Below are 13896 nucleotides of genomic sequence, written 5' to 3'. Positions count from 1 at the left end.
AATCGTTGCATGCCGGGCGGGCGGGTCCCGCTGCGGTCAGAGAAGAATCTGGATGAAAATGGTTAACGCGAAGTAACCATAAGCGCAGAAAAGCTTTTCGCCCGGTAACGGCGCGGATTTACAGATATAAAAATATCTTTATATCGATCGGGCGATGCGCACCGAAACCCTCTTCCGCGCCCTTGCCGATCCCACCCGGCTTCGGATCCTGCGGCTGCTCGGGGCCATGGAAATGGCGGTTGGCGAACTTGCACAAGCCCTGGGGCAAAGCCAGCCACGCGTTTCGCGCCATGTCGGCATCCTGTGTGAGGCGGGCCTCGCGGAACGGCGACGCGAAGGCAGCTGGATATTCCTGCGTGCCACGGCCGAGCAAGGTTCGCTTTCCGCCGAGATCGGAAAACTCCTCGCGCTCGCCGAAACGCACGATTCCGAATTCGCCAGGCAATGCGGGAACGATCGCCGCAAGCTTACCGAAATCCGCGAGGGGCGCGAACATCACGCGCAAAGCTATTTCGCCGAGCATGCCGACGATTGGGACGAGCTGCGCCGTATGCATTCCTCCGACGAGGCGGTCGAGGCCGAACTCGCCCGGCAACTCGGCGATAATTCGCTCGGCCGGCTGCTCGATATCGGGACGGGCACGGGCCGGATGGCCGAACTGTTCGCCCGCAATGCGAATCGCATCGTCGCGCTCGACAAAAGCCTCGCCATGCTGCGGGTCGCGCGCGCCCGGCTTCAGCATTTGCCCCCCGAACAGGTCGAACTTGTACAGGGCGATTTCACCGAACTTCCGTTCGACGACGGCGCGTTCGATACCGTGGTGTTCCACCAGGTCCTCCATTTCGCGCAAAGCCCGGTGACGGCTTTGGCCGAAGCGGCGCGTGTAACGGCGGGCGGGGGGCGGATCGCGATCGTCGATTTTGCCGCGCACCAGCGCGAGGAACTGCGGGAGCGGCACGCCCATGCGCGACTAGGGTTCGCCGACGATCAGATGCAAGATCTGCTCGAACAAGCAGGCTTTTCAGGCAACGCTCCCGTTGCACTGGACGAGGGACAATTGGTCGTGAAGATCTGGATTGCCGAGAAGCAACCGGCGGGCGACGCCGAACGAAAGGCCGTATCATGAGCCCCACACTCGACCAGATGCGCGAGGCGCAGCGTGCTCTGGAAGCTCCGATGTTCGCCCAGGTGCCCGGCGATATCGAAGTAAGCTTCGAGTTCTTTCCGCCCAAGAGCGAGAAGATGGCCGAGACCCTGTGGGACAGCGTGCAGACGCTCGCGCCGCTCGGCCCCCGTTTTGTGTCCGTTACCTACGGTGCGGGGGGCTCGACCCGCGAGCGTACGCATGAAGCGGTGCGGCGGATCGTCGGGGAAACCGCGATGCCGGTTGCGGCGCACCTTACCTGCGTTGATGCGACGCGCGAGGAAGTAAATGCGGTCGCACAGGAATATTGGGACGAGGGTGTGCGCCATATCGTTGCCCTGCGCGGAGACCCGAGCGATCACGACCGGGGCTATCGGCCTCATCCCGATGGCTATGCCAATGCCGCTGAACTGATTACTGGACTGAAGGAGGTGGCGCCGTTCGACATCTCGGTCGCCGCGTATCCCGAGATGCATCCCGACAGTAGTGACCGTCAGGCCGATCTCGACAATTTGAAGCGCAAGTTCGACGCCGGGGCGACCCGCGCGATCACCCAGTTCTTCTTCGAGCCGGAATGCTTTTTCGACTTTCGCGACAAGGCTGCCGCCGCCGGGATCGAAGGCGAGATCGTGCCGGGCATCATGCCGGTGATGAGCTTCGCCGCCGTCCAGAAAATGAGCGGGCTGTGCGGCACCGCCATCCCGCACTGGATGGAAGGTCTGTTCGAAGGGCTGGACGAAAAGCCCGAAGCGCGCCAACTCGTCTCCGCCACCATTGCCGCCGAACTGTGCCGCCGCCTCTATGCGGGCGGAGTGCGTCAATTTCACTTCTACACCTTGAACCGCGCCGAGTTGAGCTATGCCATCTGCCATATGCTCGGTGTGCGAGCGAAGGCCTGATCCATGACCAAACGCGAAGAATTCGAAGCGGCCGCCACGCGCCGCATCCTGATCAAGGACGGGCCCTATGGCACCGCGATCCAGCGCGCCGGCCTCTCGCCGGAAGATTACGCCGCCGGAACAGACCTTGCGCAGGAGCAGAAGGGCAATAACGACCTCGTCAATCTGACGCAGCCGCAGGTCATCCGCGCGATCTGTGATAGCTATATTGATGCGGGCGCGCATATCCTCGCCACCAACACCTTCAACGCCAACCGCATCAGCCAAGCCGATTACGGGGCCGAAGGGCTGGTGCGCGAAATCAATGTCGCGGCCGCGCGCATCATCCGTGAAGCAATCGAGGCGCGGGGCGATGGCGTGCCGCGCTTCGTGGCTGGCGCGGTCGGGCCGACGAACAAGACCCTTTCGCTCTCGCCCGATGTCGAAGACCCGGGTTTCCGCGAGGTGACGTTCGACGAGATCGTGGAGGTCTACCGCGAACAGTGCGCCGCGCTGCTGGAAGGCGGAGCGGATTTCATCCTGATCGAGACGGTGTTCGATACCCTGAACTGCAAGGCTGCCATCATGGCGGTGAAGCAGCTCGAGCGCGAGTTGGAGCAGAATATTCCGCTGATGATTTCGCTCACTCTCACCGACCTTTCGGGTCGCAACCTTTCGGGCCATACGGTCGAGGCGTTCTGGTACACGGTACGCCATGCTCGGCCCCTGACCATCGGTCTCAATTGCAGCTTCGGCGCGGAGCAGCTTCGCCCGCATGTGCAATTGCTGTCCGATATCGCGGACACCTATCTGATGGCCTATCCCAATGCCGGCCTGCCCAACGACCTCGGCGAATACGACGAGATGCCGGAGACGACCGCCGCGTTGACGAAGGTGTGGGCCGAGAACGGCCGGGTCAACGCGCTTGGCGGTTGCTGTGGTTCGACGCCGGCGCATATCGCCGCGATGGCTCAGGCGGTGGAGGGCATAACGCCGCGCGAAGTGCCGGACGCGGAGACCGAGATGCATCTCGCCGGGCTGGAGCCGTTTACCATTGCCGCGTGATAAATCACGCAGTCCCAGCAAACGCCGGGATACCGTTCAACCCTGTCCTGCCACTTTGGATAAGATTCCATTTTTCGCCGGGATGACGGATACATAATGTCAGACCTTTCGACCGCCCGCTTCGTCAATATCGGCGAGCGTACCAATGTCACCGGCTCCGCCCGATTCAAGAAGCTGGTCATGGCGGACGATTACGAAGCCGCCGTCGAGGTCGCGCGCGACCAGGTGGAGAACGGCGCGCAGGTGATCGATGTCAACATGGACGAAGGTCTGCTCGACGCTGAAAAGGCGATGACCACCTTCCTCAAGCTCATCGCCGCCGAGCCCGATATCGCCCGGGTGCCCGTGATGATCGACAGCTCGAAGTTCCATGTGATCGAGGCGGGGCTAAAATGCGTATCCGGCAAGCCGATCGTCAATTCGATCAGCATGAAGGAAGGCGAGACGCAGTTCCTCGACCATGCGCGCATTTGCATGGATTACGGCGCGGCAGTGGTCGTGATGGCGTTTGACGAGACGGGGCAAGCCGACACCAAAGAGCGCAAGGTCGAAATCTGCGCGCGGGCCTACGACCTGCTCACCGGCATCGGCTTTCCAGCGCAAGACATCATCTTCGATCCCAACATCTTCGCGGTCGCAACCGGCATCGAGGAGCACAACCGCTATGGCCTCGACTTCCTCGAGGCGGTGGCCGAGATCAAGCAGCGCTGCCCCCGCGCCAAGACCAGCGGCGGGCTCTCCAACCTCAGCTTCAGTTTTCGCGGCAACGAAACCGTGCGCCGCGCGATGCATTCGGTGTTCCTCTATCACGCCATTCCCGCAGGGCTCGACATGGCGATCGTCAATGCCGGTCAGCTCGATGTGTACGACCAGATCGACCCGGAATTGCGCGAAGCATGCGAAGACGTGATCTTGATGCGCCGTGCGGATGCCACCGAGCGTCTGATCGACCTCGCCGAAAGCTACAAGGGCAAGTCCGCGGCCGACGAGAAGGCGGCCGAGGAATGGCGCGGCTGGGACGTCACCCGGCGGTTGGAACATGCGCTGGTAAAGGGCATCGACGCGCATGTCGTCGCCGATACCGAAGAAGCGCGCCAGCAATACAATCGCCCGATCGAGGTGATCGAAGGGCCGCTGATGGACGGCATGAACGTCGTCGGTGACCTGTTCGGCAGCGGGAAGATGTTCCTGCCGCAGGTGGTCAAAAGCGCCCGCGTAATGAAGAAGGCGGTCGCGCATCTCATCCCCTTCATCGAGGCGGAGAAGGAGAAGAGCGGGCTCGCCAACCAGTCCAAGGGCAAGATCGTGATGGCGACGGTGAAGGGCGACGTGCACGATATCGGCAAGAACATCGTCGGCGTGGTATTACAGTGCAACGGCTACGAGGTGATCGATCTCGGCGTCATGGTGCCGTGGTCGCAAATATTGCAGGCTGCGAACGAGAACGATGCCGACATGATCGGATTGTCCGGCCTCATCACCCCGTCGCTGGACGAAATGGTAACGGTGGCGGAGGAGATGAAGCGCGCCGAGATGTCTATGCCGCTGCTGATCGGCGGGGCGACAACCAGCAAGGTCCACACCGCTTTGCGCATCGATCCGGCCTATGACGGGCCGGTAATCCACGTGCTCGACGCCAGCCGCGCGGTGGGCGTCGTCAGCCGTCTCCTGTCCGACACCCAGCGCGACGACTTCGTCACCACCACGGCCGACGAATATGTGAAGGTGCGCGATGCGCGGGCCGGCAAGGGACAGAGCGTTCTCCTGTCGATCGAGGAAGCGCGCGCGAATTTCTACGATGCCTTCCTGTCCGACAAGGCTGCCCCGCCGCTGAAGCCCGGCATCCACAGCTTCGACGATTGGGACCTGGCGGAACTGCGCGACTACATCGACTGGACGCCGTTCTTCCGGGCGTGGGAACTGCACGGAACCTTCCCGAACATCCTCAAGGACGAAGTGGTCGGCGAGACGGCGGAGCAATTGTTCGCCGATGCCAATGCCATGCTCGACCGAATCATCGCGGAGAAATGGCTGAGGGCGAAAGGCGTCTGCGGTTTTTGGCCCTGTGCGCGCGATGGTGACGATGTGACGTTGCACCTCGACAGCGGACATGTGGCGCTGCCTTTCCTGCGCCAGCAGGTGAAGAAGAGCCGCGATCGTGCCAACATGTGTCTCGCCGATTTCATCGATCCGGCAGGCGATTGGCTGGGCGGTTTCGCGGTCGGCATTCATGGCATCGAACCGCATTCGAAGGCTTTCCTCGCAGACAAAGACGATTACTCCGACATCCTCCTAAAATCGCTGGCCGACCGTTTCGCCGAGGCTTTTGCCGAACGGCTGCACCAGCACGTCCGAACCGATCTGTGGGGCTATGCGCCGGGCGAACAGCTCACCAATACCGCGCTGATTAAAGAGGAATATCGCGGCATCCGTCCTGCGCCGGGTTATCCCGCATGCCCGGATCACAGCCTCAAGCCGATCCTGTTCGACTTGCTCGATGTGCCGGGGAACGCCGGTCTCGAACTCACCGAGAACTTCGCCATGCTGCCGACCGCGGCAGTGAGCGGCTTTTATTTCGCCCACCCGGAAGCCGCCTATTTCGGGGTCGCGCGGATCGGGCGCGACCAAGTGGAAGACTATGCACGGCGGCGCGGCGTCGATATGGCGACCGCCGAGAGATGGCTGCGACCCAACCTCGACTGAGCGCCGAGCCGCGCGGGCGATTGGCGGCATGGGGCGCAGGCGCCTTGCTGATGGCCTATGTGCTGGTCTGGATGCTCGCGCCCTTCGATCCGGCACTGATGCGCGATGTGTGGTTCCTGCCGGGCATCGGCGTAATCGGCGCGATCATCGCCAATACCTCGGGCACAGGGGGCGGGGTGGTGTTCGTGCCGGTGTTCAACGCCTTGCGCGAGTGGCGAGTGATGGACTTGCAGCCCTTGCAGATTGTCGGCGTCTCGATGGCGATCCAGAGCTTCGGCATGACGATGGGCGCGCTGCGCTGGACCGATCGCCTGTTCCACCAGCCGCCGCCCGAACCCCTGCACGCCGCTGTAAGCCCGCGCGATTTCTTTATCGTCGTCGGCGCGGTGCTGGCCTTGTCGTTGCCCGTCATGCTGCTGACCCAGCGCGCGACCGCGTTCGGCCAGCATGCGGTGCTGATGGCGTACAAGGCGTTTTCGATCCTGTTAGGCCTTTCGCTCATCGCTACCACATGGACGGTCAATCGCGAGCGGACCGAAAACGCGCGGCTGGCGAAAAGCGATCTTGCCGTCCTTCTCCTCCTTGCTATTCCAGGCGGAGCGATCACCGCACTGTTTTCGGTCGGGATCGGCGAGTTGGTCGCGCTGTATCTCTTTATCCGCCACTATCCCGTCCTGCTGTGCACAGGAGCGGCGTGCCTGATCTCATCGGTGAGCGTGATCGCGGGGAGCGTCTGGCACGTCGAGGCCGGCACGATCGCATGGGAAGTCGTGCTGCTCGCTGCGCCGGGCGCGGTGTTGGGCGGCTTCCTCGCCCGTCCGATCGCGCTGTGGCTCGGCGCGCGGCGGCTGAAGACGCTGGACGGGGCGTGGATCGTACTGTCGGCCTGCTATTTGTTGTGGCTGAACACCTGAAACCGCGCTTCCCCGATTGACCGCACCCGCCGCTTCGCGCAGGGACTGTGCGTCGGCCAAGGAAGCGATTCTAAGGCGGGCGCGCACGGGAGAGCCCGCTCGAAACAGCGGCGCCGAAGGAGCAACCGCCCCGGAAACTCTCAGGCAGCATGGACCGTGCGCGTTCATCGACACTCTGGAAAGCGCTCCGACCACGCGGGTCGGCGCCACCGAAGGGGTAAGCCCCGCGCCCTTGCGCGAGGTCAGTCTCTCAGGTTCTCCGACAGAGGGGGCATGGGTTGTAACGGCGCCTTTACGGGCGTTGCCATGCTTTACTGTAAGGACGGGCTTTGAGCGACGATACCGACACACCCCAAGAGATCGAAACGCTCCCGCTGGATGCGTGGCATCGGCGCAAGGGCGCGCGGATGGTCCCATTCGCAGGTTATCATATGCCTATCCAGTACGAAGGCATCGTTACCGAGCATGACTGGACGCGCGAGCAGGCCGGCCTGTTCGACGTCAGTCACATGGGCCAATTGATGGTGCGGGGCGAGAACGTCGCCGCCGAGCTGGAAAAGCTGCTGCCCGGTGCGATTGCCTCGTTGAAGCCCGGCAAGGTACGCTATTCGCTGTTGCTGAACGATGAGGGCGGCATCCTCGACGACTTGATGGTCACCAATGCCACCGAATGGATCGAGGCGGACGAGGAAGCGGGCACCGAAGGCCATTGGGGCGATCCGGCCTATTACATCGTCGTCAACGGGGCGACCAAGTGGGACGACATCGCCTGGATGCGCGAGCATCTGCCGGATGAGATCACGCTCACCCACATGGACGATCACGCGCTGATCGCCTTGCAGGGGCCGAACGCCGCAACCGCTCTCAATCGCGTGATGCGCAACGTGATCGACGACATGGTGTTCATGGAAAGCGTCTGCCACGATTTCGGCGAATGGCCGCTGCGCATCACGCGCGCAGGCTATACCGGCGAGGACGGGTTCGAAATCTCGCTGCCGAACGAGCATGTCGAGACGCTGTGCAACCGCCTCTGCGCCGAGATCGAGGTGCGCCCGGTGGGGCTGGGCGCGCGGGACTCTCTGCGCCTCGAGGCCGGCCTTCCGCTATACGGCCACGACCTTACTGCCGAGATCGACCCTGTTAGTGCCGACTTGACTTTCGCGCTTACCAAGACCCGGCGCGAGAGCGGTGGCTACAAGGGCCACGAATATGTCAGCGCCGCCCTGCGCGGCGGGACGAAGAACCGCCGCGTCGGCCTTGTCTTCGAAGGCCGCCTGCCCGCGCGCGAAGGCGCCAAGGTGTTCGCCGGTGCCGAAGAAGTCGGCCGCATCACCAGTGGCGGCTTCTCGCCCACGCTCGGCCACCCTATCGCGATGGGCTATGTCGCCAAGGCGCAGGCCGAACCGGGAACCGAGCTCGAGGTCGAGGTTCGTAACAAGAGACTACCGGCGAAGGTCGCGACGCTGCCCTTCGTCCCCCACCGCTATCACAGAGGGAAGTGACACGATGGCCCGCTATTTCACCGACGAACACGAATGGATCGAGCTGGACGGCGACACCGCCACCGTCGGCATCACCGATTATGCGCAAGGCCAGTTGGGCGACATCGTGTTCGTCGAACTGCCCGACAGCGGCAAGACACTGGAAAAGGGCGGTGATGCCGCAGTGGTCGAAAGCGTCAAGGCGGCGAGCGACGTCTACGCCCCGATCAGCGGCGAGGTGACCGAAGCCAACGCCGCACTCGAAGACGACCCGGCGCTGGTAAACTCGGACCCAGAAGGCGAGGGCTGGTTCTTCAGGATGACCGTCGCCGACAAGAGCCAGCTCGATGGCCTGATGGACGAGGCGAAATACAAGAGCTTCGTCGACGGGCTTTGAGGAAATCCGACAAATGGGCAAACCAGAAGCGATCTATCCTGCCGATCCGCACGCGCTGTTTGACGAACATCGTTACTCCCCGGCGATCAAATCCGGCGAATTTCTGTTCGTTTCAGGACAAGTAGGAGCGCGCAAGGACGGTTCGCCAGAGCCCGATGTAGCCAGGCAAACCAAACTTGCTTTTGAGAATTTGGAAGCGGTTCTTGAAGCAGCCGGAGCTTCGTTTGCCGATGTCGTCGACGTAACAGCCTTCGTGGTGGACCCGGAGGCAAATTTGGAAGCTGTCATGCCCGTTATCGGGGAGTATTACGGCGACAAGCCTTACCCCAATGCGACCCTCGTCGGGGTGACATGGCTTTCCGGTTTCGTATTCGAGATCAAGGTTACCGCTCGCATACCGAGTTAGATCCGCGGTCGCAGTGAACCGCGAAGCTAGGAAACACCCATGCGTTATCTCCCCCTGACCGATACCGACCGTTCGGCGATGCTCGAGACGATCGGTGCATCCGACATCGACGCGCTGTTTGCCGACGTGCCCGAAGAGGCGCGGCTGTCCGGCCCGATCGAGGGTCTGCCGATGCATGCGTCCGAAATGGCGGTCGAGAAACACATGCGGCGGCTCAGCAAGAAGAACCTTGCGGCCGCGGATGCGGCGTTCTTCCTCGGTGCGGGGGCCTATCGCCACCATGTGCCGGCATCGGTCGATCACATCATCCAGCGCGGCGAGTTCCTCACCGCCTACACGCCCTACCAGCCGGAAATCGCGCAGGGCACGTTGCAGATGCTGTTCGAGTTTCAGAGCCAGGTCGCGCGCCTCTATGGCTGCGCGGTGGCGAATGCGAGCATGTATGACGGCTCCACCGCCTGCTGGGAAGCGATCAGCATGGCGGGCCGCATCACCAAGAAGCGCCGCGCCCTGCTCAGCCGTGGGCTGCATCCGCATTACGTCAACGTTGTGGAAACGATGGCGAAGTTCACCGGCGACGATATCGCGAGCGACTGGCCCCGGCTCGAAGCGCAGTACGACGAAGACGCGCTGATCGCGCAGATGACCGACGATATGTCCTGCGTCGTCGTGCAATATCCCGACATCCTTGGCCGCCTTCCGGACCTGCAGAAAATCGCCGACGCCGCGCACGATAAGGGTGCGTTGCTTATTGTCGCAAATACCGAGCCGGTGGCGCTTGGCGCAATCGAGGCACCGGGCAATCTCGGCGCGGACATCGTGGTGGGTGAGGGGCAGGCGATCGGCGTCGGCCTGCAATTCGGTGGGCCGTATCTCGGTCTGTTCGCGGTGACGAACGAGAAGCATGTGCGCCAGATGCCTGGCCGGCTGTGCGGCGAGACGGTCGATGCGGAGGGCAAGCGCGGCTTCGTCCTCACGCTGTCCACGCGCGAGCAGCATATCCGGCGCGAGAAGGCGACGAGCAATATCTGCACCAATAGCGGGCTGTGTGCTCTGGCGTTCAGCGTCCACATGACACTGCTAGGCGAGAAGGGGCTGCGCGCGCTGGCGGCGGAGAACCACCGTCTGGCCTGCCTCGCCGCGGACCGGTTGGCACAGGTGCCCGGCGTTACGGTGCTGAATGAGAGCTTCTTCAACGAATTTACCGTGCGGCTGGGGCAGGATGCGCGCGCCGTGGTGCGCCGTCTCGCCGATGACGGGGTGCTTGCTGGCGTCTCGCTGGGCCGCCTCTATCCCAACCGCGAGGAACTGGCCGACGGCCTCGTTGTCGCGGTCACCGAAACGACAAGCGAGCAGGATATCGAAACCCTCGCGGCCGCACTCGAGGAGACGCTGACATGAACGCTCCCAACAAATCGGGCTGGAAGCCGGAAAGCCCCGTTGGGCATGAAGGCGTCCATGAAGGGCCGGCCACCGTCACCGGCAACCGCGCGTTGATGCTGGAAGAGCCGCTGATCTTCGAGATCGGCACGACCGAGACCACCGGCGTGGATTTCGAATTCGCCGGCAATCTCGATCTCGCAGGTGTCGAACAGCCTGCGAAGCCGACGCAGAACGTGCCTAGCCGCCTCGGCAGCCATGCGCGCAAGGGCGAGATCGGCCTGCCCGGTCTGACCGAACCGGAAACCGTGCGCCATTACACGCGCCTCAGCCGCCAGAATTATGCCATCGATCTTGGATTGTTTCCGCTCGGCAGCTGCACGATGAAGCACAATCCGCGCCTCAACGAGAAGGTCGCGCGGATGCCCGGTTTCGCCGACGTCCATCCGCTTCAGCCTGTCGATACGGTGCGCGGCGCGCTCGAGGTTATGAACGAGTTGGCGCATTGGCTGCTTAAGTTGACCGGGATGCACGGCGTCGCGATGAGCCCCAAGGCGGGCGCGCATGGAGAGCTGTGCGGTATCCTGTGCATCCGCGCCGCGCTCGAAGCGCGCGGCGATGCGCGCAAGGTCATCCTCGTGCCCGAAAGCGCGCACGGCACTAATCCTGCCACCGCCGCTTTCGCCGGCTACGAAGTCGAAGACATTCCGGCGACTGCCGAAGGCCGCGTCGACCTCGAAGCGTTGAAACAGCGCCTCGGCCCGGATGTGGCGGGGGTGATGATCACCAACCCGAACACCTGCGGCCTGTTCGAACGCGATATGAAAGCGATCTCCGACGCGGTGCATGCGGCAGGCGGCTTCGTCTATTGCGACGGCGCGAATTTCAACGCCATCGTCGGTAAGGTGCGCCCCGGCGACCTCGGCGTGGATGCGATGCACATTAATCTGCACAAGACCTTCTCAACCCCGCATGGCGGCGGCGGTCCGGGGTCGGGGCCGGTGGTTCTGTCCGAAGCGCTCGCGCCCTTCGGTCCACTGCCCTACACCGCCCGCGATGGCGACGGCGTCGTCCACCTCGTCGAGGAGGAGAATGCGGACGAGTTCGAGCATCCGCGCGCCTTCGGTCGGATGACGGCGTTCCACGGACAGATGGGAATGTTCACTCGCGCGCTGACCTACATCCTAAGCCATGGGGCGGACGGGCTGAAGCAGGTTGCGGAAGATGCGGTGCTCAACGCGAATTACGTTCTGCGCAGTCTGGACGAAGTGCTCGATGCGCCGTTCGGCCCCAGCGGGCCATGCATGCACGAGGCGCTGTTCAGCGATAAGGGCTTCGGCGAGGGGATGAGCACGCTCGATCTCGCCAAGGGTTTGATCGACGAAGGTTTCCACCCGATGACAATGTACTTCCCGCTGGTGGTGCACGGCGCGATGCTAGTCGAACCGACTGAGACTGAGAGCAAGGCCGGGCTAGACCAGTTTATCGCCGCGCTGCGCAGCGTTGCCGAACGGGCGAAGGCGGGGGACGAAAGCCTTAAGGCTTCGCCCTATTACGCCCCGCGCCGACGGCTGGACGAAACGCAAGCTGCAAGAAAGCCGGTGCTGGCGTGGAAGGAACCTTCGCCGCCTGGCGGGCCCGCAGCGCCGAGCGAGGTCGGAGGGCGCTAGGCGCCCGGAATAGTCGGGCATTGCGCATCATCTTCAGCCGCAAGGGGTTCGACAGCGCGGCGGGCGGCGGACCCTCACCGATCGTTGACGGCCGCCCGGTCAGCCTGCCGATCCCCGACACGAAAGGCCTCGCGCCGACCACCTATGGTGAGCGGGGCCTCGGCGAACTGGTCGGCACCGCGAGCCGGGGGCGGCTCTCGCACGCAGACCTGTGCCACGACGATCCGATGTTCCTGCCCGGAGGCCGCTGCATCTTCGGCCAGTGCGGGGGTGCCCAAACCCATCTCGACCGGCAGGGGGTCGGCATCGGCGATGTGTTCCTGTTCTTCGGCTGGTTCGCGGGCGTAGGGCAGGGTGACCATCACCGCATCTTCGGCTATCTCGAAGTCGAGGAAATCGTCCGGCTGGACGGTGCGGACAAAGCGACCCGCCAGCGCTTCGCCGATTTTGGCCACCCGCACGCCTTCGGCTTTCACCACGCCAATCGCAGCGACACCCTGTATGTCGGCAAGGGGCGGACGGCGTCCCATGCCAGCGATGCACTGCGTCTCACGCGAGAAGGCATGTCACGCACGCATTGGAGGGTGCCGGAATGGCTGCACGAGGTCGGCCTGTCCTATCACCGCGGCGCGAACCGCTGGCCTGCGCCAAACCACCTGATCTCGGTGGCACAGGGACAGGAATTCGTGGCGGATATCGGCGGGCGCGAAGAAGCGCTTCAGTGGCTCGCCGCCATCATTGCCGAGATCAATAGGTCTGGATGATCGCCGAGAAGTCGAGCCCGCCATTGCCCGCCCCGCTGAAGTCCTCGTAAAGCGAGGCTGCCCGCGCGCCCAGCGGCACGGCGGCATCCGCCTCATCCGCCGCCGCCATGGCGAGGCGCAAGTCTTTCAGCATTAGCGCAGTCGCGAAGCCGCCCTGGTAGTCGTTATCCGCCGGGCTATCGACGCCGACGCCCGGCATTGGGGTGTAGGCGTTTAGCGACCAGCAATAGCCGGAGGACTGGGAAGAAATCTCGTAGAACTTCTGCGGATCGAGGCCGAGCTTTTGCGCCATCTTCATCGCCTCGGCCGTGCCGATCATGCTGATAGCGAGCAGCATATTGTTGCAAATTTTCGCCGTTTGTCCCGCTCCCGCATCGCCGGCATGGATCACGGCCTTGCCCATGTCCTGCAGCACCGGCTCGGCGCGCTTGAACGCCTCGTCGCTGCCGCCGATCATGAAAGTGAGTGTGCCGCCATTCGCCGCCGCAATCCCGCCGGATACGGGCGCGTCGACCATTGCATAGCCCGCGCCGTCCGCCGCCGCTGCGACCTCTTTTGCGGTGGCGACGTCGATGGTCGAGCAGTCGATCAGCACCGCGCCCTGCGGCGCATGGCCGATGACGCTGTCGATATAGACCGTTTTCACGATCTCGCCATTTGGCAGCATCGAGACGATCGCGTCCGCGCCTTGAACCGCCTCCCGCGCATCGGTGAAAGTCGTGCAGCCTTTGTCCTTCGCCGCGGCGAGCGCGTCTTCGCTAAGGTCGAAGGCGTTAACTTCGTGGCCTGCCTTCGTAAGGTTCGCGGCCATCCCGCCGCCCATATTGCCGAGGCCGATGAAGGCGATTTTCATTTTGAGTTCCTCTCTAGCTTCTTAGCCATTTCCCCAACGCAGCTGCAGCGAAGATAAATGGTAGAATGAATAGCGACAGTCTGAGCAGAGCGCCCGGGAGATAGGGGCTGTCCCAAGGGAAAACCGGAAACAAAGTCGTGCTCACGATAACGGAAGCAAAAAGGCCTATCGACGTAGCTAAAATGATGTTGGTTTTGCCGGTTCTCGTCAAAATCGCACTTACACCGGCGCCAAGAAGAAG

Annotated in this window: 12 protein-coding genes and 2 riboswitches; of the genes, 11 read left to right on the top strand and 1 reads right to left on the bottom strand. The window is 63.1% G+C overall.

The features are described from left to right. The first annotated feature begins 154 nt into the window (after positions 1 to 154). The 11 genes from E3U23_RS01730 (at position 155) to E3U23_RS01680 (ending at position 12802) form a co-directional block, all read left to right on the top strand. Positions 155 to 1126, top strand: coding sequence for an ArsR/SmtB family transcription factor (locus E3U23_RS01730; RefSeq protein WP_279349454.1), 972 nt, complete (start codon positions 155 to 157; stop codon positions 1124 to 1126). Continuing rightward, a complete protein-coding gene (gene metF / locus E3U23_RS01725) occupies positions 1123 to 2043 on the top strand; it encodes a methylenetetrahydrofolate reductase [NAD(P)H] (protein ID WP_279349453.1) in 921 nt (306 codons plus the stop codon). Before E3U23_RS01730 ends, metF begins: the two co-directional genes overlap by 4 nt. Before the next feature lie 3 nt (positions 2044 to 2046). Further along, positions 2047 to 3087, top strand: coding sequence for a homocysteine S-methyltransferase family protein (locus E3U23_RS01720; protein WP_279349452.1), 1041 nt, complete (start codon positions 2047 to 2049; stop codon positions 3085 to 3087). 96 nt (positions 3088 to 3183) lie between these two features. After that, positions 3184 to 5790, top strand: a complete 2607-nt coding sequence (gene metH / locus E3U23_RS01715; protein ID WP_279349451.1) for a methionine synthase — start codon at positions 3184 to 3186, stop codon at positions 5788 to 5790. Next, positions 5766 to 6704, top strand: a complete 939-nt coding sequence (locus E3U23_RS01710; protein WP_279349450.1) for a sulfite exporter TauE/SafE family protein — start codon at positions 5766 to 5768, stop codon at positions 6702 to 6704. Before metH ends, E3U23_RS01710 begins: the two co-directional genes overlap by 25 nt. Before the next feature lie 76 nt (positions 6705 to 6780). Continuing rightward, a riboswitch (glycine riboswitch) is annotated at positions 6781 to 6871 on the top strand. After that, positions 6872 to 6980: riboswitch (glycine riboswitch) on the top strand. It abuts the riboswitch before it with no gap. Positions 6981 to 7033: 53 nt separating this feature from the next. Beyond that, positions 7034 to 8206, top strand: a complete 1173-nt coding sequence (gcvT, locus tag E3U23_RS01705) for a glycine cleavage system aminomethyltransferase GcvT (protein ID WP_279349449.1) — start codon at positions 7034 to 7036, stop codon at positions 8204 to 8206. A gap of 4 nt (positions 8207 to 8210) precedes the next feature. Further along, entirely contained in the window at positions 8211 to 8582 is a 372-nt protein-coding gene (gcvH, locus tag E3U23_RS01700; protein ID WP_279349448.1) for a glycine cleavage system protein GcvH, read from the top strand. Between the two features lie 13 nt (positions 8583 to 8595). Then, on the top strand, positions 8596 to 8988 hold the full coding sequence (locus tag E3U23_RS01695) for a RidA family protein (RefSeq protein ID WP_279349447.1): 393 nt from the start codon (positions 8596 to 8598) through the stop codon (positions 8986 to 8988). A gap of 39 nt (positions 8989 to 9027) precedes the next feature. Beyond that, positions 9028 to 10389, top strand: coding sequence for an aminomethyl-transferring glycine dehydrogenase subunit GcvPA (gcvPA, locus tag E3U23_RS01690; RefSeq protein WP_279349446.1), 1362 nt, complete (start codon positions 9028 to 9030; stop codon positions 10387 to 10389). Further along, positions 10386 to 12038, top strand: a complete 1653-nt coding sequence (gene gcvPB, locus E3U23_RS01685) for an aminomethyl-transferring glycine dehydrogenase subunit GcvPB (protein WP_279349445.1) — start codon at positions 10386 to 10388, stop codon at positions 12036 to 12038. Before gcvPA ends, gcvPB begins: the two co-directional genes overlap by 4 nt. Before the next feature lie 20 nt (positions 12039 to 12058). Then, positions 12059 to 12802: a hypothetical protein gene (locus tag E3U23_RS01680; protein ID WP_279349444.1), complete on the top strand. Its 744-nt coding sequence runs from the start codon at positions 12059 to 12061 to the stop codon at positions 12800 to 12802. On the opposite strand, the gene mmsB is transcribed toward E3U23_RS01680, so the two are convergent. After that, entirely contained in the window at positions 12786 to 13655 is an 870-nt protein-coding gene (mmsB, locus tag E3U23_RS01675) for a 3-hydroxyisobutyrate dehydrogenase (protein WP_279349443.1), read from the bottom strand. The two genes, E3U23_RS01680 and mmsB, sit on opposite strands and share 17 nt — an antisense overlap. Between the last annotated feature and the right edge of the window lie 241 nt (positions 13656 to 13896).

This window comes from Erythrobacter litoralis (assembly GCF_029760855.1).
GTDB lineage: Bacteria > Pseudomonadota > Alphaproteobacteria > Sphingomonadales > Sphingomonadaceae > Qipengyuania > Qipengyuania litoralis_A.
This window is presented reverse-complemented; position numbering and strand designations above follow the sequence as displayed.

What these genes read in the sequence shown, in the direction of transcription:
- E3U23_RS01730 (WP_279349454.1), top strand. Translation starts at nt 155, where the DNA reads ATGCGCACCGAAACCCTCTTCCGCGCCCTTGCCGATCCCACCCGGCTT.
- metF (WP_279349453.1), top strand. Translation starts at nt 1,123, where the DNA reads ATGAGCCCCACACTCGACCAGATGCGCGAGGCGCAGCGTGCTCTGGAA.
- E3U23_RS01720 (WP_279349452.1), top strand. Translation starts at nt 2,047, where the DNA reads ATGACCAAACGCGAAGAATTCGAAGCGGCCGCCACGCGCCGCATCCTG.
- metH (WP_279349451.1), top strand. Translation starts at nt 3,184, where the DNA reads ATGTCAGACCTTTCGACCGCCCGCTTCGTCAATATCGGCGAGCGTACC.
- E3U23_RS01710 (WP_279349450.1), top strand. Translation starts at nt 5,766, where the DNA reads ATGGCTGCGACCCAACCTCGACTGAGCGCCGAGCCGCGCGGGCGATTG.
- gcvH (WP_279349448.1), top strand. Translation starts at nt 8,211, where the DNA reads ATGGCCCGCTATTTCACCGACGAACACGAATGGATCGAGCTGGACGGC.
- E3U23_RS01695 (WP_279349447.1), top strand. Translation starts at nt 8,596, where the DNA reads ATGGGCAAACCAGAAGCGATCTATCCTGCCGATCCGCACGCGCTGTTT.
- gcvPA (WP_279349446.1), top strand. Translation starts at nt 9,028, where the DNA reads ATGCGTTATCTCCCCCTGACCGATACCGACCGTTCGGCGATGCTCGAG.
- gcvPB (WP_279349445.1), top strand. Translation starts at nt 10,386, where the DNA reads ATGAACGCTCCCAACAAATCGGGCTGGAAGCCGGAAAGCCCCGTTGGG.
- mmsB (WP_279349443.1), bottom strand. Translation starts at nt 13,655, where the DNA reads ATGAAAATCGCCTTCATCGGCCTCGGCAATATGGGCGGCGGGATGGCC.